General features: G+C 60.1%; 21 protein-coding genes. 12 read left to right on the top strand and 9 right to left on the bottom strand.

Annotated features, from left to right (window positions below; translation table 11 throughout):
- Window positions 1-206 precede the first annotated feature (206 nt).
- Entirely contained in the window at window positions 207-1,112 is a 906-nt protein-coding gene (locus tag MC269_RS08690) for a LysR family transcriptional regulator (protein WP_239954895.1), read from the bottom strand.
- Between the two features lie 104 nt (window positions 1,113-1,216).
- On the opposite strand from MC269_RS08690, the gene MC269_RS08685 reads away from it, so the two are divergent.
- Window positions 1,217-2,305: an NADH:flavin oxidoreductase gene (locus MC269_RS08685; protein ID WP_239954894.1), complete on the top strand. Its 1,089-nt coding sequence runs from the start codon at window positions 1,217-1,219 to the stop codon at window positions 2,303-2,305.
- Between the two features lie 23 nt (window positions 2,306-2,328).
- Here the strand turns inward: MC269_RS08685 and MC269_RS08680 are convergent, their stop codons facing one another.
- Entirely contained in the window at window positions 2,329-2,724 is a 396-nt protein-coding gene (locus MC269_RS08680; RefSeq protein WP_239954892.1) for a VOC family protein, read from the bottom strand.
- Window positions 2,725-2,821: 97 nt separating this feature from the next.
- On the opposite strand from MC269_RS08680, the gene MC269_RS08675 reads away from it, so the two are divergent.
- On the top strand, window positions 2,822-3,676 hold the full coding sequence (locus tag MC269_RS08675; RefSeq protein ID WP_239954891.1) for an alpha/beta fold hydrolase: 855 nt from the start codon (window positions 2,822-2,824) through the stop codon (window positions 3,674-3,676).
- Window positions 3,677-3,691: 15 nt separating this feature from the next.
- Here the strand turns inward: MC269_RS08675 and norW are convergent, their stop codons facing one another.
- The 5 genes from norW to MC269_RS08650 all read right to left on the bottom strand — a co-directional run bounded on the left by norW (window position 3,692) and on the right by MC269_RS08650 (window position 7,344).
- Window positions 3,692-4,831: an NADH:flavorubredoxin reductase NorW gene (gene norW / locus MC269_RS08670; protein ID WP_239954889.1), complete on the bottom strand. Its 1,140-nt coding sequence runs from the start codon at window positions 4,829-4,831 to the stop codon at window positions 3,692-3,694.
- A gap of 4 nt (window positions 4,832-4,835) precedes the next feature.
- Window positions 4,836-6,269, bottom strand: coding sequence for an anaerobic nitric oxide reductase flavorubredoxin (gene norV, locus MC269_RS08665; RefSeq protein WP_239954887.1), 1,434 nt, complete (start codon window positions 6,267-6,269; stop codon window positions 4,836-4,838).
- Between the two features lie 203 nt (window positions 6,270-6,472).
- A complete protein-coding gene (locus MC269_RS08660; protein ID WP_239954885.1) occupies window positions 6,473-6,832 on the bottom strand; it encodes a DUF1971 domain-containing protein in 360 nt (119 codons plus the stop codon).
- Window positions 6,833-6,845: 13 nt separating this feature from the next.
- Window positions 6,846-7,079, bottom strand: coding sequence for a DUF2526 family protein (locus MC269_RS08655; protein ID WP_239954883.1), 234 nt, complete (start codon window positions 7,077-7,079; stop codon window positions 6,846-6,848).
- Window positions 7,080-7,083: 4 nt separating this feature from the next.
- Entirely contained in the window at window positions 7,084-7,344 is a 261-nt protein-coding gene (locus MC269_RS08650; protein WP_239954881.1) for a hypothetical protein, read from the bottom strand.
- Between the two features lie 151 nt (window positions 7,345-7,495).
- Here MC269_RS08650 and norR point away from each other — a divergent pair, with 151 nt between their 5' ends.
- Window positions 7,496-9,022: a nitric oxide reductase transcriptional regulator NorR gene (norR, locus tag MC269_RS08645; protein WP_239954878.1), complete on the top strand. Its 1,527-nt coding sequence runs from the start codon at window positions 7,496-7,498 to the stop codon at window positions 9,020-9,022.
- A gap of 9 nt (window positions 9,023-9,031) precedes the next feature.
- On the opposite strand, the gene MC269_RS08640 is transcribed toward norR, so the two are convergent.
- Entirely contained in the window at window positions 9,032-10,216 is a 1,185-nt protein-coding gene (locus MC269_RS08640; RefSeq protein ID WP_239954876.1) for an MFS transporter, read from the bottom strand.
- Between the two features lie 1,010 nt (window positions 10,217-11,226).
- On the opposite strand from MC269_RS08640, the gene arnB reads away from it, so the two are divergent.
- From arnB to MC269_RS08600, 8 genes are all read left to right on the top strand, one after another.
- On the top strand, window positions 11,227-12,363 hold the full coding sequence (arnB, locus tag MC269_RS08635; RefSeq protein WP_239954873.1) for a UDP-4-amino-4-deoxy-L-arabinose aminotransferase: 1,137 nt from the start codon (window positions 11,227-11,229) through the stop codon (window positions 12,361-12,363).
- 1 nt (window position 12,364) lies between these two features.
- Window positions 12,365-13,351, top strand: a complete 987-nt coding sequence (arnC, locus tag MC269_RS08630) for an undecaprenyl-phosphate 4-deoxy-4-formamido-L-arabinose transferase (RefSeq protein ID WP_239954870.1) — start codon at window positions 12,365-12,367, stop codon at window positions 13,349-13,351.
- Complete coding sequence (gene arnA / locus MC269_RS08625; RefSeq protein ID WP_239954867.1) at window positions 13,348-15,327, top strand: bifunctional UDP-4-amino-4-deoxy-L-arabinose formyltransferase/UDP-glucuronic acid oxidase ArnA; 1,980 nt, start codon at window positions 13,348-13,350, stop codon at window positions 15,325-15,327. The genes arnC and arnA overlap by 4 nt, the downstream gene beginning before the upstream one ends.
- Window positions 15,324-16,214: a 4-deoxy-4-formamido-L-arabinose-phosphoundecaprenol deformylase gene (arnD, locus tag MC269_RS08620; protein ID WP_239954864.1), complete on the top strand. Its 891-nt coding sequence runs from the start codon at window positions 15,324-15,326 to the stop codon at window positions 16,212-16,214. Before arnA ends, arnD begins: the two co-directional genes overlap by 4 nt.
- Window positions 16,215-16,241: 27 nt before the next feature.
- The gene (gene arnT, locus MC269_RS08615; protein WP_239954861.1) at window positions 16,242-17,903 is read left to right on the top strand and encodes a lipid IV(A) 4-amino-4-deoxy-L-arabinosyltransferase; all 1,662 of its coding nucleotides are present in this window, start codon (window positions 16,242-16,244) and stop codon (window positions 17,901-17,903) included.
- A complete protein-coding gene (arnE, locus tag MC269_RS08610; RefSeq protein WP_239954859.1) occupies window positions 17,900-18,220 on the top strand; it encodes a 4-amino-4-deoxy-L-arabinose-phosphoundecaprenol flippase subunit ArnE in 321 nt (106 codons plus the stop codon). The genes arnT and arnE overlap by 4 nt, the downstream gene beginning before the upstream one ends.
- Window positions 18,217-18,600, top strand: coding sequence for a 4-amino-4-deoxy-L-arabinose-phosphoundecaprenol flippase subunit ArnF (gene arnF / locus MC269_RS08605; protein ID WP_371824364.1), 384 nt, complete (start codon window positions 18,217-18,219; stop codon window positions 18,598-18,600). Before arnE ends, arnF begins: the two co-directional genes overlap by 4 nt.
- 339 nt (window positions 18,601-18,939) lie before the next feature.
- Window positions 18,940-20,385, top strand: a complete 1,446-nt coding sequence (locus tag MC269_RS08600) for a methyl-accepting chemotaxis protein (protein WP_239954857.1) — start codon at window positions 18,940-18,942, stop codon at window positions 20,383-20,385.
- Here MC269_RS08600 and MC269_RS08595 read toward each other — a convergent pair.
- Window positions 20,382-20,585, bottom strand: coding sequence for a DUF3606 domain-containing protein (locus MC269_RS08595; protein ID WP_081138163.1), 204 nt, complete (start codon window positions 20,583-20,585; stop codon window positions 20,382-20,384). The two genes, MC269_RS08600 and MC269_RS08595, sit on opposite strands and share 4 nt — an antisense overlap.
- 321 nt (window positions 20,586-20,906) lie before the next feature.
- Here MC269_RS08595 and MC269_RS08590 point away from each other — a divergent pair, with 321 nt between their 5' ends.
- Window positions 20,907-21,137 carry a transcriptional regulator gene (locus MC269_RS08590; protein ID WP_239954856.1) on the top strand — a complete coding sequence of 77 codons (231 nt, stop codon included), beginning with the start codon at window positions 20,907-20,909 and terminating at the stop codon, window positions 21,135-21,137.
- Window positions 21,138-21,482: the final 345 nt, after the last annotated feature.

The following is a 21,482-nucleotide window of genomic DNA, read 5'->3' as shown; positions in this document are numbered from 1 at the left end:
ATCTTTCGTAATTTTTTGATGAAAGAGAGCTTTACGTCGACCTATCGCAAAGCGGCAGAATGAACGGCAAATTTATTGAAAAAAAATAAAACGATCGAAAGTACGATTTACACGAATCATTAAGAGGAATATTGCCCGCTTCAGAAGCGCGCTGCCGAATGATAAATAACGCAGCGCCGGCTTCAGCTTCAGCCAGCCTTTCCGGTTTAGCCGGAAACGCGTTGCATTAAACCTGACCCGTCGCGCAACGCCTCTTTCAGCGCCTGCAACAGCAGGGTCACCCGATACGGCATATAGCGGCGCGTCGGCAGCAGCGCCCAGACCGCCAGCGCGTGTCGTGCGGCGTCTGTGAGCGAAATCTCCACCAGCTCGCCGCTGCGCAGCTCGTCGCGAATATCCAGCAGCGTCAGCTGGGCGATGCCGATGCCGGCCACGCACATATCGCGCACGCCCTCGACGCTGCTGCAGCTAAAGCGCCCGCTGACCGGGCAGTTCACCACTTGCCCCTGTTGCTCAAACATCCAGTGGGCGACGCCAGAAATCTTCAGGCAGCGGTGCTGCGCGAGATCGTTAAGCGAGGCGGGCTGGCCGAAGCGCGCCAGGTAGCCGGGCGCGGCGCAGAGTATGCGCGGGTTATTGGCCAGCCTGTGGGCGATAAGCGTCGAATCCTTGAGCGGCGCGAGGCGCAGCGCCATGTCATAGCCCTGGCCGACGATATCCACCAGGCTATCGCTCAGGTTCAACTCCACCCGCAGCGCCGGGTTCGCCTCCATCAGCGCCGGCAGCAGCGGCAGCAGATAACGCTTGCCAAACTCTGAGGCTGACGTGACGCGCAGTATGCCGCTGGCGCCCTGCGTCTCGCCGTTAAACAGGCTTTTGGCCGACTCTTCCGCCTCCAGCATCATGCGCGCATAGGGCAGAAATGCCTCTCCTTCGCTGGTTAGCGCCACCGCGCGCGTGGTGCGTTGAAACAGCCGCACGCCCAGGTCGCTCTCCAGCTGCGCCAGACGGCGGGAGATGGTCATTGCCGTTGCGTTACGCCTTCGCGCCGTCTCGGTCAGATTGCCGGTGTCGGCGATGCTGCAGAAAATCTCAACGTTCTTCAGGTCCATTATAACGCTATCCGTTATACAGCTTGTCGATACTGGCGATTCTGCGGGCGTTTTTACGGCACTACAATGGCAGCTGAAATAATCATGCAGAGGACTCTGTTGAAATGGCTAAGCAACTCTTTACTGCCGGAACGATTAACGGTGTGTTATTCAATAATCGCGCCATGGTGGCGCCGATGACCCGCATCTCTGCGTCAGAAACCGGCGTGCCGGGCGAGATCGTGCAGCACTACTACGCCAGCTTTGCGCGCGGCGGCTTTGGCGCGGTGATCTCTGAAGGCCTCTATGTCGACCAGGCCTGGTCGCAGACCTACGCCTTTCAGCCTGGCATCGTCACCGAGGAACAGGTTGCGGGCTGGCGTAACGTGGTGAAGGCGGTGCAACAGGACGGCGCGCGCTTTATTGCCCAGCTGATTCACGGCGGCGCACTTTCTCAGGCCAATATTTATCGCGACACCACCGTGGCGCCGTCGGCCGTGCAGCCGGTCGGCCAGCAGCTTGGGTTTTATCACGGCCAGGGCGCCTATGCGCTGCCGCAGGCGATGAACAGCGACCAGATTGCGGCGGCGATCGACGCCTTTGCCGCCAGCGCTGAGCGCGCGGTAAAACAGGCGGGCTTTGACGGCGTGGAGATCCACGCCGCTAACGGCTATCTGCTCGATCAGTTCCTGACTGACTATACCAACCAGCGCACCGACCGCTGGGGCGGCGATATCGCGGCGCGCCTGAGCCTGACGCTGGAGGTAATTAAAGCGGTGCGGGCAAGGATCGGCACCGACGTTATCCTCGGCGTGCGCATTTCCCAGGGCAAGGTCAACGACTTCCATCACAAGTGGAAAGAGGGTAAAGCAGGCGCCGCGACGGTGTTTGCGCTGCTGCAGGCGGCGGGCGTCGACTATATCCACGTAACGGAATATCAGGCGTGGCAGCCAGCCTTTAGCGACGGCGAACAGACCTTTGCCGACATCGCACGCGAGGCGGCGCCCGACACCGTGCTGGTGGTGAATGGCGGCCTCGATAATGGCGAGCTGGCTGAGGCGCAGCTGGCCGCCTGCGCCGATTTTGTCGCCATCGGCAAGGCGGCGCTGGCCAATCATGACTGGCCGACGCGTGTCGCACAGGGAGAGACGCTGCGCGCCCTGCCTGACAATGTGCTTTCGCCTGTCGCCAGCATTAAGCAGAGCGAAATTTAAGGCCCAGGGCGAGCGGTTTCCGCTTACCGCTCGCCCCAGCGCATATGCTGAATAACCACTCTGTAGCCGTCAATATCCCGGAACGTGGCGCCTTTGTTATCCCAGTAGGGGTTAAATGACGTCACTCTGACAAAGCCCGCCTGCTCCATGCTAAGGCAGGCGGCTTGCCAGCTTGCCAGCTGGGGAATGTAGAGCACCAGCAGATCTTCCGCTGTGGGCGCAGGCGCAACCGGATGGTGGTGGCACTGGGTAAACTCCAGATGCCAGCTAAGGTCGTCGCGGCCCAGCATATAGCCGCTGAACCCCGCGTGATCGCTAAACTCCCCAATTTTCTTCAGGCCGAGACCGGCGCAATACATCTCACCGCTCCTGCTGAGGTCGCTTACGGGCCGGGCAATACGCATGTGCTGCAACTCCATCGCATCCTCTCTGTTGTATACGCATAACGCAGCTGACAAAGGCGCGCCCCGCCAGCCTGGCTATAATTCGCCTTAAACGCCAGCCGGGAAAACAGCCATGTTTGAAGGATTTACCCATACACAAATAGCCGTTTCCGACGCGGTAATCAACGTGCGCTACGGCGGCAGCGGTCCGCCGGTGATGCTGCTGCATGGCCATCCTCGCACCCACGTCACCTGGTCAAAAGTCGCGCCCATGCTGGCCAGGTCATTTACGGTGGTCTGCCCCGATTTACGCGGTTTTGGTGACTCCTCTCAACCTGCCGACAGGCCGGAGCACGCCGGCTCGTCAAAAAGAGCAAAAGCGAAAGACTGCGTAGAGCTGATGCGCCACCTCGGCTTTGCGCGCTTTGCGCTGGTCGGACACGACCGAGGCAGCTACACCGCCTATCGGGCCGCACTCGATTACCCGGAGGTGATTTCGCGGCTGGCGGTGCTCGACTCGGTGCCCATCCTTGAAGCGCTGCAACGCTGCGACGAGAGGTTTGCGCGCCAGTGGTATCACTGGTTTTTCTTTGCCCAGCTGGAAAAGCCGGAGCGCGCCATTCTGGCCGATCCGGATGCGTGGTATGGTCCTCGCCCCGCGGCGATGGGAGATGAAGAGTATCAGGCGTTCAGACGTGCAACACGGGATCCCGCCATCGTGCACGGCATGATAGAAGACTATTGCGCCGGATTAGCGATCGATAAACAGCATGAGGCGCTGGACCAGCAGGCCGGACGCGTGATCCGCTGCCCCACGCTCTGTTTATGGTCGAAGCAGGACGATCTTGAACAGATTTATGGTGACATTCTCGCCATCTGGCGGCGCTGGGCGCCTGATGTCCGCGGTCATGGGATAAACAGCGGCCATCATATGGCCGAAGAGGCGCCAGAGGCGTTAACCGAGGCCCTGTTGGCATTTTTGCGGTAACGGGCCTCGCCGCCATTAGCCGGCCTGCCTGATGCTTTTCAGCATCGAGAAGGCCAGCGGCATATGATCTTCGCTTACCACAAAGGCGCGCAGATCGCCCTCTCTGTTCACGCCACGGGCAATCATGCCTGAGGAGGAAAAGCACACCTCCCAGTTCAGGGCGGGATCCGCCGTCTCGCCCGCCAGATGCAGCGGCATATCTGGCGTTTTCACCCTGATTAACGGCGTAGGCAGCCGCAGCGTTGCCGCATCGCCCGTGAGGTTTTTTGCCAGCGTCACTGCCGCCAGCGTCGTCGGCTGCAGGAAAGGCCTCACTGTTCCCTGAATTTCCGCGCAGTCGCCCAGCGCGTAAATATCGCCGTCGGATGTGGTCAGCGCATCGTCGACCACAATGCCCTGGCGCACCGCTAAACCCGCCTCGCGCGCCAGTGCAACATCCGGGCGCAGACCGATGGCGCAGATCACCGCATCGACGCGCAGCTGCTCTCCCTGATGAAAAGAGGCCACCAGCGCATCCTGATGACGTTCGAGGCGGCAAAGAGCGTTGTTAAACAGCAAACGTGCGCCCTGCTTCAGCAAAGCGTGCTGCAGGCGGGCCGCGATCTCCGGCGGCAGCAGCGTGGAGAGCAGATGCGTACTGCGATCCACCACCGTCACCGCTTTGCCGGCGCGCTGGAGATCCATTGCCAGCTCGGCGCCGATCAGTCCGCCGCCCACCAGCAGCACGCGCTTCGCCTGCTGCACGGCGGCTTCGCAGCGGCGGTAATCCTGCTGGCTGTTCAGGGTCACCATCAGCTCGCGTCCGCTAATCGGCGGCACCATCGGCAGCGCGCCGGTGGCCAGAACCAGCTTGTGGTAAGGGAAGTCGCCCGCGTCGCTGCGGACCAGGTGATTTGCCGCGTCGATGGCGCGCACCCGCGTATCGGGCAGCAGCGTGATGTTCTGGGACTCCGCCCAGGCCGCCGCCGGCTGACGCGTGAGATCCTCCGCGCGCTGGTGCCGGCTAAAAACGTGGCTCAGCTCCGGCTTGCTGTACTCATCGCCGCTGTCCGCCGCGATTACCCGAATCGGCGCCGCGTTATCCCGCTGCCGGATGCTTTTTACCAGCTGACGCGCGGCGAAGCCGGAACCGATAATAACGATTTCTGCTGACATCGCGTTACCCCTCATAAGGATCGAACACCTCTTTGCCCAGCGCGCAGCCGGGGCAGAGAAAATCGTCGGGCACCGCTTCCCAGCAGGTGCCTGGCGCGACATCCTGGCCCGGCTCGCCTTCCGCCGGGTCATAGACCCACTGGCAGACGCTGCAGATCATTTTCTGCGCGCCCTCGCCCTTTTCCGCGCCGCTGGCAGACGCTGTTTCAGGGTTAACGGCGGGCGCGGCAGCGGGCAGAGGCGAAAGCGCCCACTCGCGCGCAACGCTGCGGCCATGCTCGCGGCACGCCTCCAGCGCGCTTAAATCGGGACGCCATTTCACTTTCAGGGCGATGGTCATATCGAAACCGGCATCCTGCAGGCGCGTCGCGACGCGATCGACCGCGCCGCCGGTCCAGCCATAGGAGCCGAAGGCAGAGGCGCGTTTGTTGCGGAACTTCAGTCCGGTGATCTCTTCGAGCATCCCGGCGATTTTTGGCATCATCACGTTATTCATGGTGGAGGAGCCCACCAGGATCCCTTTGGAGCGGAAGCAGGAGGTGATGATCTCGTTTTTGTCATGCACCGAGGCGTTGTAAACCTTCACGGCGACGCGCGGGTCGGTTTCGCGGATCCCTTCGGCGATGGCGTCGGCCATCATGCGGGTGTTGCTGGACATGGCGTCGTAAAAAATCGTGATGCGATCTTCCTGATAGTCCGCCGCCCATTTCAGATACAGCTCGACTATTTGCGTCGGGTTATCGCGCCACACCACGCCGTGCGAGGTGGCAATCATGCTGACCGGCAGATTAAAGCCGAGAATTTCGTTGATCTTCGGCGTCACCAGCCGGGCAAAAGGGGTCAGAATATTGGAGAAGTAGCGCTGGCACTGATCAAAAAGCTCCTGCTGATCGACCTCATCGTTAAACAGGTGTTCGTCGCAGTAGTGCTGACCGAAGGCGTCGTTACTGAACAGCACCGCATCCTCCGTCAGATAGGTCATCATGCTGTCGGGCCAGTGCAGCATCGGCGTTTCAACGAAGATCAGTTTTTTGCCGTTGCCGATATCCAGCGAGTCGCCGGTTTTCACCACCTTAAAATTCCACTCGGGATGATGGTGGTGGCCGTTAATCGAATCGACGCCGTTGGCCGTACAGTAGATGGGCGTATCGGGGATCAGCGCCAGCAGCTCCGCCAGCGCCCCGCTGTGATCTTCCTCCGCGTGGTTAATCACAATGGCGTCGAGGGTGTTCAGGTCGATCTCTTCCGCGAGATTTTTCACAAAATCGGTTCTGAACTTGAGATCGACGGTGTCGATCAGCACCTTTTTCTCTTCTTTAATCAGATAGCTGTTGTAGCTGGTGCCGCGCTGCATTTTGTACTCTTTGCCGTGGAAGTGCTCAACCTCCCAGTCGCGTTTGCCTACCCAAAAGATGTTGTTTTTAACGTGAATGTTCATTAGCTGCCTCGTAGCGGGTGTGATTTGTTGCTTCGCTAATGCAGCTGCCGTGCCAGCTCTTAAATTACTGATAAGCAACAGATTTATATTTTCAACAGTCATAATGACATTGCAGGGAAAAGGTCAAAGCGACGATTTATTGTTTTAAAGACAATAAGACAGGCAATAAAAAACCCGCCAAGGCGGGTTGAAAGGAGAAGCGGCTAGCGGGCCGGCGGCAGATGCACCACCTGGCCAATCCCCTGCCCCTCAAGCTGCGCGGCGGGATCGGCAAAAAAGTCTATGTTGAAGCAGGTATCAGGGGTCAGCAGTTCGATATGATGCCAGTACTGTGGCGGGCTAATGCCGAACTGACCGGCGTTGATGACGATTTCCCTCTCAGGCGACCTCTCGTGTTCAGCGGCGAAGCCATAATATTTTACAGCGCCGCGCATCACGCACAGGCGGCCAAACACGCCCTTTTTGGTATTGTGGTGGGTCAGCAACGCCCTGGGCACGCTGTTGCGATCCCAGAACGGCGTAGAACGGGTGTGAACAAAATGGGCAGGAATAGTATGAGCCATGATAAACCTCCGGTTAAACGATAATGCCGCCCTGCGTCAGCCACTGGCGGCGCTGCTCGGCCAGTTCAGCTTTCTCCGTGCTGTGGCGAAACACCGCCACGCGCAGGCGCTGTTGCTGCTGGTAGCGCGCGTCGCGCGACAGCGCCTCATCCTCGCTGAGCTGGCAAAGCAGGATATTCATATCGCGGATAACGTTGTGTTCGATCGCCTTGTCTACCGCCTCGGTAACTTCATCAATATGCGCCATAGCATCACCCGAGATACGCATTGAGCTGCTGTAACAGCAGCGCGCCGGCCAGCATCAGCGAGACCGGAGTATAAGGAATATCGAGATCGACCCAGGCTTTGCGGCCTTCGTAGTCGGTTTCAAAACGCAGGCGATCGGGCGCGGTCTGCTTGCCGCTAAACCCAATGCCGCGACGCGTGCCGCCAAACGCGGCCCAGCGCAGCGCCTTTGCCGCCGTTGCAATCTCGCGGTCGCTTAACGTCTTCTCTTTCAACAGCTCTGACATGGTGATCCCCTTACAAGGCTAAGATGTCTCTTTAATGAGCATAATGCGTGCCAGAAAGGATGAGCCTGATTTGTTTGAATCCCAGCGGGTTCAGTGTTTATATGACACGCTGTTGCATTGTGATTTTTACCCTTCGTGTGGAAATGACACCATGACGCTCTCTGTGCAATCCCTCGCCGCGCTGGCGGTAGAGATTCAAAACGGCCTGCAGGGCCGGGATCGTTTTACCCGCCTGATTACCTCCATTCACCACGCGCTGCGCTGCGACGCCACCGCGCTGCTGAGGTATGAAAACAGGCAGTTTCGCCCGCTCGCCACCGCCGGGCTGGCGCCCGACGTGATGGGACGCCGCTTCAGCCTGGAGGCGCATCCGCGCCTTGAAGCGATTGCGCGCGCCGGTGACGTAGTGCGCTTTCCCGCCGACAGCGATCTGCCCGACCCCTATGACGGACTGATCCCCGACCAGCAGGAGCTGCACGTTCACGCCTGCGTGGGAATGCCGCTGTTTTCCGGTCAGTCGCTGATCGGCGCGCTGACGCTCGACGGCATGAACGCCGCGCAGTTTGACCCCTACAGCGATGAAGAGCTGCGCATCCTGGCCAGCCTGACGGGCGGTGCGCTGAGCAACGCGCTGCTGCTGGATCGGCTTGAAGAGCCCGCCTCTTCTTTCGTGCCGCCGCCGCACCGGCCTGAGGATAATGAAGAGGCGGAGATCATCGGCGAGTCGGCGCCGATACGCCATCTGAAGAAAGAGATCGGCGTCATTGCCCCGTCCGATTTAAGCGTGCTGATCCTCGGCGAAACCGGCACCGGCAAAGAGCTGATCGCCCAGGCGCTGCACCGGCAGTCGACGCGTGCCGCCACGCCGCTGATCTACCTTAACTGCGCGGCACTGCCGGAGACGGTGGCCGAAAGCGAGCTGTTTGGCCACGTGAAAGGTGCCTTTACCGGCGCGATCCATGACCGCAAGGGCAAATTCGAGCTGGCGGATAAGGGCACGCTGTTTCTGGATGAGATCGGCGAACTGCCGCTCTCTCTGCAGGCGAAACTGCTGCGGGTGCTGCAGTATGGCGATCTGCAGCGCGTCGGTGAAGATCGGGCGCTGACCGTCGACGTGCGCATCATTGCCGCCACCAATCTGGATATCCGCCGGGCGGTTACCGAAGGAAAATTCAGGGCGGATCTCTATCATCGGCTCAGCGTTTTCCCGCTCTTTGTGCCGCCGCTGCGCGAGCGCGGCGAGGATATCGTGCTGCTTGCCGGTTTCTTTTGTGAAAAATGTCGCAGCAAGTTCGGCCTGCAGAGCGTGGCGCTCAGCCCGGCGGCCGGTGCGCAGCTCAGCGCCGCCAGCTGGCCAGGCAACGTGCGCGAGCTGGAGCATGCGATCTATCGCGCCACCCTGATGGCGCAGGCGGAGCGTCGCAGCCGGGACGTGGTTTTGCTGCCGCAGCACTTCAGCCTCGACGGCGGCAGGCTGGTGGTGCCGACCGCGCCAGCAACCTTTACGGCCAGCGAGCTGCCGGAGAGAAGCCTGCACGAGGCGACGCGCCAGTTTCAGCGCGACTATATCCAGCAAATTTATCAAACCAGCGGCAAGGTCTGGGCGGAAACGGCGCGTCGCCTCGAGGTTGATCCCGGCAACCTGCACCGCCTGGCGCGCAAGCTCGGTTTGAAATAACCCGATCCCTTACGCGCGCTCAGGAGCGAAGCGGGTTAAAACCAGGGTAAAGAGGCAGATAACCGCGCCGGCAAAAAAGGTGGATGCAGACCCCCACAGTTCCCAGAGTAGACCGGCGCCAGCGCTGGCCAGCAGCAGCCCCACGCCGCTCAGCAGACTGAAAAAGCCGAACGCCGTTCCGCGCAGGTCAGCCGGCGCCGTGCGGGCGATCATGGCATTGAGCAGCCCCTGCGTCATGCCCATATGGACGCCCCACAGCGCGATGCCGGCAAGGATGCCAGCCCAGCTCTGACTGAGCGCCAGCACCACGTCAGCGGCAATCAGCACGCCAAGGCCAGCCTGCAGCAGCCGACGATGGCTAACGCTGTCTGACCAGCGTCCGAAGGGATAAGCGGTTAACGAGTAGACCAGGTTCATGGCGACCATCACCAGCGGAATAAGCGCAAGCGGCAGGCCGACCTCCTGGGCGCGCAGCACAAGAAACGCCTCGCTGAAGCGGGCCAGGGTAAAAACGCCACCGAGGCCAATTACCCACCAGCACGCCGCGCCAAGCCGTTGCAGATTCTCTTTTTTAATCGGGCTGGTGCGCGGCGCGGTAACCGGCACGCGCGGCTCTTTTAAGCCGACTATCAGCAGGCCAACGGCCAGAAAGGCAGGGATCACCGCGACCCAGTATATGGCGCGAAAATCGTTGTCCCACAGCAGCATCAGCCCGACGGCGAGCAGCGGGCCCAGGAAGGCGCCGGTGGTATCAAGCGCCTGACGCAGGCCATAGGCGGCACCACGGATTTCCGGTGGCGTGACGTCGGCGACCAGCGCATCGCGCGGGGCGCCGCGGATCCCCTTTCCTACCCGATCGATCATGCGGGCGCCGAAAATCATACCGGCGGTCGATGCCAGTGCAAAAAGCGGTTTACTGAGCGCGCCAAGTCCATAGCCCACCACCGCCAGCCCTTTGCGTTTGCCGATAGCGTCGCTGATGACGCCGGAAAAGATCTTAATGCAGAGCGCGGTGGCCTCGGCGATGCCCTCAATCAGGCCAATTATCACCACCGGCGTGCCGAGCGCGGTAGCCATAAAAAGAGGAAGCAGGCTGTGTATCATCTCTGATGACACATCCATTAGCAGACTGACGAAGCCGATAATCCATACGCCACCGGGTATGCGTCTGAGTGTGGTAAAGCGAGCAAACATCACTGTTCCTTAGCCTGACGAAAAACGCATTAAACAACATATTTGGTTACAGGTTAATAAAAGGCGTATTTTTTCCAGGCCAGCGCAATGAAAAAAGTGACGCGCTTATGGCGTGGATTTCATTACCTCTCCCAGACACCATGGGCAAGGTCGGGAGTTCACTTTGCGGTATTTCGCATTTAGCAGTGCATCTCTGGGATGATAAAATGTGCCGATAAAGATCCGCAGGGTAATGTCAGGCAAATGACGACAGGATTTGCTATGCAGTACAAAGCATCCAGAGGGATCGCATTCAAGCGTCAGGTAATAAAAGCTGCTCATGGCGTTAAACATTAATAAGTTGCATTTGATATACAATATTCAACACCCTGACATAAATTGACACATCAGAAAAACCTATCGCTGAGAAAGGCACAGGCTATCAACATTACGCAAGATTACTCCCTGTTTTTGGCCGTTAGAACGAAATAAAAAAACAGTCAGGAGAGGATATGCGCTATGTCCTTCCTTTAGTCGTCTGCATTAATTTAACCTTAAGATTAAAATAAATAGTTTTCCGCCTGTTTTAACAGGAAAAACGCGTTGCTGTCGCAGATAAGCTGTTTTAAACATGGCCGTTCTCACTGCCAATGCCAGCGCCTCTTTGCTCCCGTCACTCTTCATGTTGCTGAAGGAAATATTAATCAACCCTTTCAGAAAAGATCGCGATCATTTTAAAACCTGGAATTATTTATTAAGGTTTTATTAATTTACACAGGCTACCCAGGGCGTAACACGTCGCGCTGTCACACTGAATGAGGTTATTTTAGGTTTTAAGGGTTCCTTAAGGTTTGGCGACTATTGTTTTTGTTATTCACGCCGTTAACCGTCTGTCGCAACGTGAAAAAGTAAACGCTGCATCAACAAAAAGAAAATAAATTTTATTATTGCCGTTTCTTGCTGGGATATAAAAACGAAATTATCGCCCCTGATAATTTTATTTTGCTCAATCAGTTGGATGGAAATTAACAATGTCATTTCTTCCCTTTTCACGCCCGTCGCTTGGTCAGGACGAGCTGGCGGCGGTTCAGGCGGTGTTCGCCTCAGGCTGGATCACCACCGGCCCGCAGAATGCGGCGCTTGAGCAGGCTTTCTGCCAGCTGACCGGCAATCAGCACGCTATAGCGGTCAGCTCGGCCACCGCAGGCATGCACGTCACGCTGCTGGCGCTCGACATTCAGCCGGGGGATGAGGTGATCACTCCGTCGCTGACCTGGGTGTCGACCCTGAATATCATTATCCTGCTGGGCGCGACGCCGGTGATGGTGGATATCGATCGCGACACGCTGATGGTGACGGCGGAACAGGTGGAAGCGGCGATCACACCGCGCACCCGCGCCATCATTCCCGTCCACTATGCCGGCGCGCCTGCTGATATCGACGCCATCCGCGCCGTCGGCCAGCGCCACGCCATCCCGGTCATCGAAGACGCCGCGCACGCCGCCGGCTGCTACTACAAGGAGAGGCATATCGGCCACGCCGGTACGGCGATCTTCTCCTTTCACGCCATCAAAAATATGACCTGCGCCGAAGGCGGCCTGATCGTCACCGACGATGCGGCGCTGGCGGATCGCATGCGCAGCCTGAAGTTTCACGGACTCGGCGTCGATGCCTACGATCGTCATACCCACGGCCGCAAGCCGCAGGCGGAAGTGATCGTGCCGGGCTTTAAATACAACCTGCCCGATATCAGCGCCGCCATCGCGCTGGTGCAGCTTAACAGGCTGTCGGACTTTAACGCGCGCCGCGCCGCCATCGCCCAGCGCTATCTGCACGCATTGGCCGACACCCCCTTTCTGCCGCTGGCGCAGCCTGACTGGCCGCATCAGCACGCCTGGCATCTGTTTATCATTCGCGTCGACGAGGCGGCCTGCGGCATCAGCCGCGATGCGCTGATGGAGGCGCTTAAAGCGGTGGATATCGGCACCGGCCTGCACTTCCGCGCCGCCCACACCCACAAATATTACCGCGAACGCTATCCGCATCTCTCTCTGCCCAACACCGAATGGAACAGCGAGCGCATCTGCTCGCTGCCGCTGTTCCCGGATATGCGCGATGAGGATGTCGAGCGCGTAATCGGCGCGTTACGTCAGATCGCGGGAGTCTGAGATGCAGCCAGAACAACCGATTCGTAAAGTCTCCGTGGTGATCCCGGTCTTTAATGAAGAAGAGAGCCTGCCCGAGCTGATGCGCCGCACCGAGAGCGCCTGCAGCGGTCTCGGGCTGGAGTATGAGATCCTGCTGGTGGATGACGGCAGCGCCGATCGATCCGCTGAGCTGATCGCCGACGCCGCCGCGCGGCCCGGCAGCCATGTGGTCGGCGTTTTGCTGAACCGCAACTACGGCCAGCACTCGGCGATTATGGCGGGCTTTAGCCATGTCTCCGGTGACCTGACCATTACGCTGGATGCGGACCTGCAAAACCCGCCGGAAGAGATCCCGCGTCTGGTGCAGGCGGCGCAGCAGGGCTATGACGTGGTCGGCACCGTGCGGCAAAACCGCCAGGACAGCTGGTTTCGCCGCCGCGCCTCGCGCGCCATTAACCATTTGATCCAGCGCGTCACCGGCAAGGCGATGGGCGATTACGGCTGTATGCTGCGCGCCTATCGCCGCCATATCGTCGAGGCGATGCTCAACTGCCACGAGCGCAGTACCTTTATTCCGATCCTCGCCAACACCTTCGCGCGCCGCACCATTGAGCTGCCGGTCACCCACGCCGAACGTGAATTTGGCGACTCCAAATACAGCTTTATGAAGCTGATTAATCTGATGTACGACCTGGTGACCTGCCTTACCACCACGCCGCTGCGTCTGCTCAGCATCGTCGGCAGCCTGATCGCGCTGGCCGGCTTCGCCTTCTCGCTGACGCTGATCGTGCTGCGCCTGTTCCTCGGCACCAGCTGGGCCGGCGACGGCGTGTTTATGCTGTTTGCCGTGCTGTTTATTTTCGTCGGCGCGCAGTTCGTCGGCATGGGCCTGCTTGGCGAGTATATCGGCCGTATCTACAACGATGTTCGCGCTCGTCCGCGTTACTTCATCCAGCGTGTTATCTCTCCGCAGCAGCATGCTTCTTCTGTACAGGAAACTGAGCAATGAAAACCATCGTCTTCGCCTACGCCGAAATGGGTTGTGCCGGCATTACCGCCCTGTTGAACGCAGGCTATGAGATCAGCGCAATTTTTACCCACGCCGACACCTCGCCGGAAAGCCACGCTTTTCCCTCCGTGGCGCGCCTCGCGGCCGAGCACGGCATTCCGGTGTACGCGCCGGAAGATGCCAGCCACCCGCTGTGGGTCGACCGCATCAGGGCGATGCAGCCTGATGTTATTTTCTCCTTCTACTACCGCGCGCTGCTCAGCAGCACCATTCTTGACTGCGCGCGCGTCGGCGCCTTTAACCTGCACGGTTCCCTGCTGCCTAAATACCGCGGACGCGCGCCGCTTAACTGGGTGCTGGTCAACGGCGAAACCGAAACCGGCGTCACGCTGCACCGCATGGTGAAACGCGCCGATGCCGGCGACATCGTGGCGCAGCAGCGCGTGGCGATTGATGAGCAGGACAATGCGCTGACGCTGCACCGTAAGCTGGTTGCCTGCGCCGCGCAGCTGCTGGAAAGCGCCCTGCCGGCGATCAAGCGCGGCGAGATCGCCGCCGCGCCGCAAAATGAGGCGGAGGCGACGAAGGTCGGCCGCCGCACGCCGGAGGATGGTCGCATCGACTGGACGCGCCCGGCGCAGGCGATCAACAACCTGGTGCGCGCCGTCACCGATCCCTGGCCTGGCGCCTTCGCCTTCGCCGGCACGGTGAAATTCGTGGTCTGGAAAGGCCGCGTGCACAGCGATGCCCCGCAGGCGAAGCCCGGCACCGTGCTGTCGGTAGCGCCGTTCCTCATCGCCTGCGGCGAAGGCGCGCTGGAGGTCGTCACCGGCCAGAGCGACAACGGCGTCTATATGAACGGCAGCCAGCTGGCACAGAGCCTCGGCATGGTGCCAGGCGCGCTGCTCTATTCGCAGCCGATCGCCGCGATCAAACGCCGCACGCGCGTGCTGATCCTCGGCGTCAACGGCTTTATCGGCAACCATCTCACCGAGCGCCTGCTGCAGGATGATAACTTCGAGGTTTACGGACTCGATATCGGTTCTGACGCCATCAGCCGTTTCCTCGAGCAGCCGCGCTTTCATTTTGTCGAAGGGGATATCAGCATTCACTCTGAGTGGATCGAATATCACATCAAGAAGTGCGACGTGGTGCTGCCGCTGGTGGCGATCGCCACGCCCATCGAGTACACCCGCAACCCGCTGCGCGTGTTCGAACTCGACTTCGAAGAGAACCTGAAAATTATCCGCGACTGCGTGAAGTACAAAAAGCGCATTATTTTCCCGTCGACCTCGGAAGTGTACGGCATGTGCACCGACGCCCACTTCGATGAGGATCACTCGAACCTGGTGGTCGGCCCGATTAACAAGCAGCGCTGGATCTACTCGGTGTCGAAGCAGCTGCTGGACCGCGTCATCTGGGCCTACGGCGAAAAAGAGGGGCTGCGCTTTACCCTGTTCCGTCCGTTTAACTGGATGGGGCCGCGCCTCGACAATCTCAACGCCGCCCGCATCGGCAGTTCGCGCGCCATTACGCAGCTGATCCTTAACCTGGTCGAAGGGTCGCCCATCAGGCTGATCGACGGCGGCGCGCAGAAACGCTGCTTCACCGATATTCGCGACGGCATCGAGGCGCTGTTCCGCATTATTGAGAACAAAAACAACAACTGCGACGGGCAAATCGTCAATATCGGCAATCCGGACAACGAGGCGAGCATTAAAGAGCTGGCCGAACGTCTGCTGGCGAGCTTCGAGCGCCATCCGCTGCGCGACCGCTTCCCGCCCTTCGCCGGTTTCCGCGAGGTGGAAAGCAGCAGCTACTACGGCAAAGGATACCAGGACGTCGAGCATCGTAAGCCCTCAATTAAAAACGCGCGCCGCCTGCTGGCGTGGACGCCGACGGTGGAGATGGACACTACCATCGATAACACGCTGGACTTCTTCCTGCGCACCGTTGAGCTACAGTACAAGCCATGAAGAAAGTCGGTTTGCGCGTCGATGTCGATACCTGGCGCGGCACGCAACTGGGCGTGCCGGCGCTGCTGGCGCAGTTTAGCCTGCATCAGCTGCAGGCCAGTTTCTTTTTCAGCGTTGGACCGGACAACATGGGACGCCATCTGTGGCGTCTGATGAAGCCGCGCTTCCTGTGGAAAATGCTGCGCTCGCGCGCGGCATCGCTTTACGGCTGGGATATTCTGCTGGCGGGCACCGCCTGGCCGGGCCGGGATATCGGGCGCGGGCTGGGAGAGATTATCCGCGCCACGGCGGATCACCATGAGGTCGGCCTGCACGCCTGGGATCACTTCGCCTGGCAAACCTGGGCGGGCGTCTGGCCGCCGGAGAAGCTCACCGAACAGATCGCGCGCGGCAAAGCGGCGCTAGAGGCGATTACAGGTGACAACGTCACCTGCTCCGCCGTGGCGGGCTGGCGCGCCGACGAGCGGGTCATCGCCGCCAAACAGCCGTTCGGCTTCCGCTACAACAGCGACTGCCGCGGCAGCGGGCCGTTTATGCCGCTGCTCAGCGACGGCCGCCCCGGCACGGTGCAGATCCCGGTGACGCTGCCGACCTGGGATGAAGTGGTCGGCCAGCAGGTCAGCGCCGCCCGTTTTAATGATTTTATTCTGCAGCAGATGCTGGCCGCCGCCGGTTCACCGGTCTACACCATCCATGCCGAGGTCGAGGGCATTGTTGGCCTGACCGCCTTTGCCGAGCTGCTGAGGCGTGCAGAGGCGCTGGGCATCCGCTTCTGCCCGCTCAGCGAGCTGCTGCCCGCGGATCTCAGCACCCTGCCGCAGGGGCGTGTAGTGCGCGGCCAGCTCGCCGGACGCGAAGGCTGGCTGGGCTGCCAGCACCCGGCGTAACGCTATTTATTTTCACAGGAAACACGGATGCGTACAGGCACTAAAACCCTTTTGCTGCTGGCGCTTTTCGCGCTCTATTACCTGATCCCCATTGAGTTCCGTGCGCTGTGGCAGCCGGATGAGACGCGCTACGCCGAAATTAGCCGCGAGATGATCGCCAGCGGCAACTGGGTGGTGCCGCACTTTTTCGACCTGCGCTATTTTGAAAAGCCCATCGCCGGCTACTGGATCAATAATCTCGGCCAGCTCATTTTTGGCCAGACTAATTTTGGCGTGCGCGCCGGGTCGATTCTCTGCACCGCGCTGAGCGCGCTGCTGCTCTACTGGCTGGGTCGGCGGCTGTTCAACAGCGATAAAATTGCCCTCACCGCCAGCATGATTTTTCTCACTTCGCTGCTGGTGTATGGCGTCGGCACCTATGCCGTGCTCGATCCGCTGCTGCTGCTCTGGCTGGTGCTGGCGATGTGCAGCTACTGGCTGGCGGCGCAGGCGACCACCACGCAGCAGCGACTGGGCGGCTACCTGCTGCTCGGCGCCGCCTGCGCAATGGGCTTTATGACCAAAGGCTTTCTGGCGCTGGCGGTGCCGGTGCTTGCCATCGTCCCCTGGGCGATCTGGCAGCGCCGCATGGGCGAGCTGTTGCGCTGGGGGCCTCTGACCATCGTTGTCGCCGCGCTGATTAGCGCGCCCTGGGCGCTGGCGATTAATCGTCAGGAAGGGGATTTCTGGCACTACTTTTTCTGGGTTGAGCACATTCAGCGTTTTGCCGAAGCCGATGCCCAGCATAAAGCGCCCTTCTGGTATTACCTGCCGGTGTTGCTGGCGGGCAGCCTGCCGTGGCTGGCGCTGCTGCCTGGCGCGCTGCTGAGCGCGTGGCGCGCACGCACCCAGCAGCCCGGCGCGATCTATCTGTTGAGCTGGGTACTGCTGCCGCTGCTGTTTTTCAGCGTCGCCAAAGGCAAACTGCCGACCTATATCCTGCCCTGTTTCGCGCCGCTGGCGCTGCTGATGGCGCGCTACGCCCACGGCGCCAGCGCGCGGCTGGCGAAGGTCTTTACCCTCAACGGCTGGATTAACCTGCTGTCTGGCCTGCTGGCCGCCGCGCTGGTGGCTGGCGTGCTGGCGCCCTGGGGGCTGGCGCATCGTCCGCTCTATGGCAGCCATGAAAAGCTGCGCGTGGTCTGCGGCGCGCTGGCGTTTCTCGGCTGGGCCGCAATGGGCTGGCTGAGCCTGCGCCCCGGCCGCAACTGCTGGAAGCTGGCGGCGCTCTGTCCGCTGGCGCTGGCACTGCTGATCGGCTTCGCCCTCCCGCAAAAGGTGCGCGACGCCAAGCTGCCGCAGAGCTTTGTCCACGTCATACACCGCCAGCTGGCCGCCAGTGATCTGCTGCTGGCGGATAATCCCGGCATCGCCTCGGCGGTGGCCTGGGAGACGCGGCGCAGCGATATCACCTTTTTTGACGCCAAAGGCGAGCTGCAGTATGGCCTGAGCTACCCCGACGCCCGGTCGCGCTATGTCGACGGCAAGGCGTTCCCCAGCTGGCTGGCGGTGCATCGCCGTCACCACAGCGTCGCGCTGGTGATGCTGCTCGACAGCGGCCAGACGGCGCCGGATGCCGATCTGCCGACGCCGGACAGGCAATATCGCCAGGGCCGCCTGGTCTACTACGGCTATGACGCCACGCCATGAGTCTCCTGCTGATCTTACTGGTGAGCCTGCTGAGCTGCGCCGCCCAGCTCAGCCAGAAACAGGCGGCGTCGGTCGGCCTGCGCCAGGGCAAGCGCTGGATTGCGCTTAGCCTGCTGCTGCTGGGCGTGGCGATGCTGCTGTGGCTGGCGGTGCTGCGCGTGGTGCCGGTCGGCGTCGCCTATCCGATGCTTAGCCTGAACTTTGTGCTGGTGGCGATCGCCGCGCGCACGATCTGGCGAGAGCGCTTTACGCGGCGGCAGTGGCTGGGCACGCTGGCGATTGTCGTCGGCGTTGCGCTGATGGGGAGCCATCTGTGAAAGGGATGCTGCTGGCGCTGAGCAGCATCCTGCTGGTGTCGCTGGCTCAGCTGGCGCTGCGCGTGGCGATGGTCGGCGTGCCGCCCGTTTCTCACTGGCTGAGCCTGTGGTGGATTGCACACCCCGCCGCCTTGCTGCTGCTGGGCGCCGGACTGGCCGCCTATGGCTTATCGATGCTGTGCTGGCTGCTGGCGCTGCACCATCAGCCCCTTAACCGACTCTATCCACTGCTTAGCCTGAGCTATGTGCTGGTGTGGCTGGCGGCGGTTTCGCTGCCGGTTTTCAACGAACCCTTTCGCTGGAGCAGCCTGGCGGGCGTGATATTGATTATGCTGGGGCTATTGTTGAACAGCTGGCCACGCAACAAGGCGCGCCGGTAATCGCGCGCGGCAGCTAATTTGTCACTAAAGCAAATTTCTGCCGCCGCGCTTTAAAAATAATACCGCCCGATACTTATTTAAAATAATGATGGTTTTAGCCAGGGAATAAATCGGCCAAACGTTTTCCCGGATTAAAAGCATTAGCCGCCGTGGCTTATTTTAGTTTAATAAACAAGGCGATAACTGGCCGAGAAAAAAATTAATCAGTTTTTCATTTCCTTTTTTTAAATTGCCTGCCAGACTGTCATTAACAAAAAGATAGCGTGCAATCGAATAGCAAGCTACTAAAAATGACACAATACACTTTGACCAGACAGCAATAACACCAGGGAACCTGATATGCACTTTCTCAAGAACTTCACTATTCGCAGGGTCGTCCAGGTTATTTTACTGGCGGCGCTGCTGGTCGTGGCGCTGGCCGGGGCCTATGGCTCAGCCGTGCTGCGCGATATGCACCTTCAGGCGCAGGGAAGAGATGCCGCTACCGCCCAGCTTGTTTTCCTGACGCGCGCCGGCAACGTCATCCGCTCCGGCTCGGCAGAGGAAAAAGCGGCCCTCGCCGGGGAAGCGCCTGACAGCGCCGACTGGGCGCCGCTGCGCACCGCCCTGACTGACGGTAGCGCCCTGTTTTCAGCGGCGTCAAACGAGCGGCTGCTGGCGCTGCAGCAGCAGCTGAACAGCGACGAAGCCGCGACGGTAACAGATCGCCATCGGCTGGAAATCGCCTTTTTCGTCGCCGCGCTGATCACGCTGGGGCTGCTCGCCTTCTGCGACCGTTTTCTGGTGGTGCATTTGGTCAGACCCCTTGGTGTGATGCGCGCCCATTTCAAAGGCATCGCCGCGGGCGATCTGACGCGCGAGCCGCAGGATTTTGGGCGCAACTGCGTCGGTCAGCTGGTACCACTGGTCAGACTGATGCAGCAGAGCCTGCTCAACACCGTGCAGGCGGTGCGCGACAATAGCGTCGTGCTGCGCCAGGAAGCGGCAGGCATCGCGGCGGGCAACGCCGATCTCTCCGATCGCACCACCCAGCAGGCGGCCGCGCTGGAACAGACCGCCGCCAGCATGGAGCAGCTGAGCGCCACGGTAAAAACTAACGCAGCAGGCGCGCGTGAGGCGCGCCAGCTGGCGGAGGCGACCGCGCAAACCACTCAGCAAGGCGCTACCCTGGTGACCTCGGTGTCACGCCTGATGGGCGACATCGCCGGCGAGGCGGAAAAAATCCGCCAGTTTACCGCCACCATTAACAGCATTGCGTTTCAGACCAATATTCTGGCGCTTAACGCCGCCGTCGAGGCCGCGCGCGCCGGCGAGCAGGGTCGCGGCTTTGCGGTCGTCGCCACCGAGGTGCGCACCCTAGCCCAGCGCAGCGCCGCCGCCGCGAAAGAGATTGAAGGCTTAATTAATGGCGCCGTGACGCGCGTGCAGGAAGGCGCCGTCGCCGCCGGCCGCGCCGGCGATACGATGGGCAGCGTGACCGCGCGCGTCGCCACGGTGAACGATCTGATCGCCCAGTTCGCGCTCGCTTCGGAAGAACAGAGCAAAGGCATTTCTCAGGTCACGCTGGCGATTGCCGAGCTGGATCGCGTCACGCAGCAGAACGCGTCGCTGGTGCAGGAAGTGGCGGCGTCGGCCGGCAGTCTTAACGGCCGGACGGAAATCCTCGCGTCGGTCATCAGCCATTTTACCTTTCCCGACGCGACGCTGCCGCAGCCTGGTCAGCCCGCCGCGGCTGACGCCCAGCCGCGCAGCAACGCGGGTGAATGGGTCGCTTTGCACCATTAATCGCGCGGGGGGCGCGCTGGTGGATTGGCGTCCAGCCAGCTGCGCACGCTCTCCGTCTCCGGGCCCGCTTCGCGCACGGCCCGGACCAGCCGATCCTGGGTGGTATGCAGCGTCAGCATCCAGAAGGTGATCTGCCACTGCTCACTGATTTCAATACGGGAGAGGTCAGCGGGCACGCGGCGAACAATTGGGTCTTTCATATCGGTTTCCTGATCGTCGGCACGTTAACGGGTGCCATGAATAACGGCCTTATTTTGAAGCGACTTATCGTGAACCAATGACCCAGGATATAAACCGGATTTATCTCTAAAGGGGTCTGTAGCGACATTATGAGAGGGTTCTGATGAATAAAATCTGAATAACCGCAGCGACAGGGAGATAAAAAAGCCGGGAAGCGCAATGAAATATTTTCCATACCGCTTCGCTAATGACATCAATAGAAAATGATATTGCTAAAACGCGATATTAACCAAAAAGAGCGTTTTATAGCAGCGCCCACACTTTTTTCAGAGAACATCAATATGAGCACGACACCCTTTAAGCCAGGCGTTATCGTCCAGACCGACGTGCGACTGCTTCGCGTTGCCGCCGGGATGACGCAAGAGCGCGCCGCCGAGCGGTTTAACCTGAGCCTGCGGGTCTGGCAACTTAAAGAGGCGGCGAAAAATCCCGCGCTGTTCAGCCAGGGCGAGTATGAACTGCTGCTGTTACTGGCGGGAAAACATCCCCATTTTGAGCTGACGCCACGCTAGCGGGCTGACGGCGACAAGCTGGCGCAGGGCCGCGCCATTTTTTGCATCCTTCCTGCGGCGCTTATTAATTTCGCCCTTCAATCTTTTCATGCGCTTTGCCATGTTGTTGAAAGCCCAGGCCAGGCGGCTGGAAATAGCCTGATCCGCCACGTTAACGCTTTCATATATTTAATTGAAGCCTCTGATTCACCTGCCGATAACCTACTGCTTTTTATGGATTCTTTATTTATTTTGCTCACACAGATGAAACGGGAAACAGATGTTTAAAAATTTACCCATTAAGAGAAAATTTTTCTTTTCTTTCGGCCTGATCGTGGCCCTGTTATTAATTCTCTGCGCTGCTTT

It is taken from the genome of Pantoea sp. Z09 (genome assembly GCF_022394795.1).
Taxonomy (GTDB): domain Bacteria; phylum Pseudomonadota; class Gammaproteobacteria; order Enterobacterales; family Enterobacteriaceae; genus Pantoea; species Pantoea latae.
This window is presented reverse-complemented; position numbering and strand designations above follow the sequence as displayed.

Coding starts and splice junctions, on each gene's coding strand:
- MC269_RS08690 (WP_239954895.1), bottom strand. CDS start 1,112: ATGGACCTGAAGAACGTTGAGATTTTCTGCAGCATCGCCGACACCGGC.
- MC269_RS08685 (WP_239954894.1), top strand. CDS start 1,217: ATGGCTAAGCAACTCTTTACTGCCGGAACGATTAACGGTGTGTTATTC.
- MC269_RS08680 (WP_239954892.1), bottom strand. CDS start 2,724: ATGGAGTTGCAGCACATGCGTATTGCCCGGCCCGTAAGCGACCTCAGC.
- MC269_RS08675 (WP_239954891.1), top strand. CDS start 2,822: ATGTTTGAAGGATTTACCCATACACAAATAGCCGTTTCCGACGCGGTA.
- norW (WP_239954889.1), bottom strand. CDS start 4,831: ATGTCAGCAGAAATCGTTATTATCGGTTCCGGCTTCGCCGCGCGTCAG.
- norV (WP_239954887.1), bottom strand. CDS start 6,269: ATGAACATTCACGTTAAAAACAACATCTTTTGGGTAGGCAAACGCGAC.
- MC269_RS08660 (WP_239954885.1), bottom strand. CDS start 6,832: ATGGCTCATACTATTCCTGCCCATTTTGTTCACACCCGTTCTACGCCG.
- MC269_RS08655 (WP_239954883.1), bottom strand. CDS start 7,079: ATGGCGCATATTGATGAAGTTACCGAGGCGGTAGACAAGGCGATCGAA.
- MC269_RS08650 (WP_239954881.1), bottom strand. CDS start 7,344: ATGTCAGAGCTGTTGAAAGAGAAGACGTTAAGCGACCGCGAGATTGCA.
- norR (WP_239954878.1), top strand. CDS start 7,496: ATGACGCTCTCTGTGCAATCCCTCGCCGCGCTGGCGGTAGAGATTCAA.
- MC269_RS08640 (WP_239954876.1), bottom strand. CDS start 10,216: ATGTTTGCTCGCTTTACCACACTCAGACGCATACCCGGTGGCGTATGG.
- arnB (WP_239954873.1), top strand. CDS start 11,227: ATGTCATTTCTTCCCTTTTCACGCCCGTCGCTTGGTCAGGACGAGCTG.
- arnC (WP_239954870.1), top strand. CDS start 12,365: ATGCAGCCAGAACAACCGATTCGTAAAGTCTCCGTGGTGATCCCGGTC.
- arnA (WP_239954867.1), top strand. CDS start 13,348: ATGAAAACCATCGTCTTCGCCTACGCCGAAATGGGTTGTGCCGGCATT.
- arnD (WP_239954864.1), top strand. CDS start 15,324: ATGAAGAAAGTCGGTTTGCGCGTCGATGTCGATACCTGGCGCGGCACG.
- arnT (WP_239954861.1), top strand. CDS start 16,242: ATGCGTACAGGCACTAAAACCCTTTTGCTGCTGGCGCTTTTCGCGCTC.
- arnE (WP_239954859.1), top strand. CDS start 17,900: ATGAGTCTCCTGCTGATCTTACTGGTGAGCCTGCTGAGCTGCGCCGCC.
- MC269_RS08600 (WP_239954857.1), top strand. CDS start 18,940: ATGCACTTTCTCAAGAACTTCACTATTCGCAGGGTCGTCCAGGTTATT.
- MC269_RS08595 (WP_081138163.1), bottom strand. CDS start 20,585: ATGAAAGACCCAATTGTTCGCCGCGTGCCCGCTGACCTCTCCCGTATT.
- MC269_RS08590 (WP_239954856.1), top strand. CDS start 20,907: ATGAGCACGACACCCTTTAAGCCAGGCGTTATCGTCCAGACCGACGTG.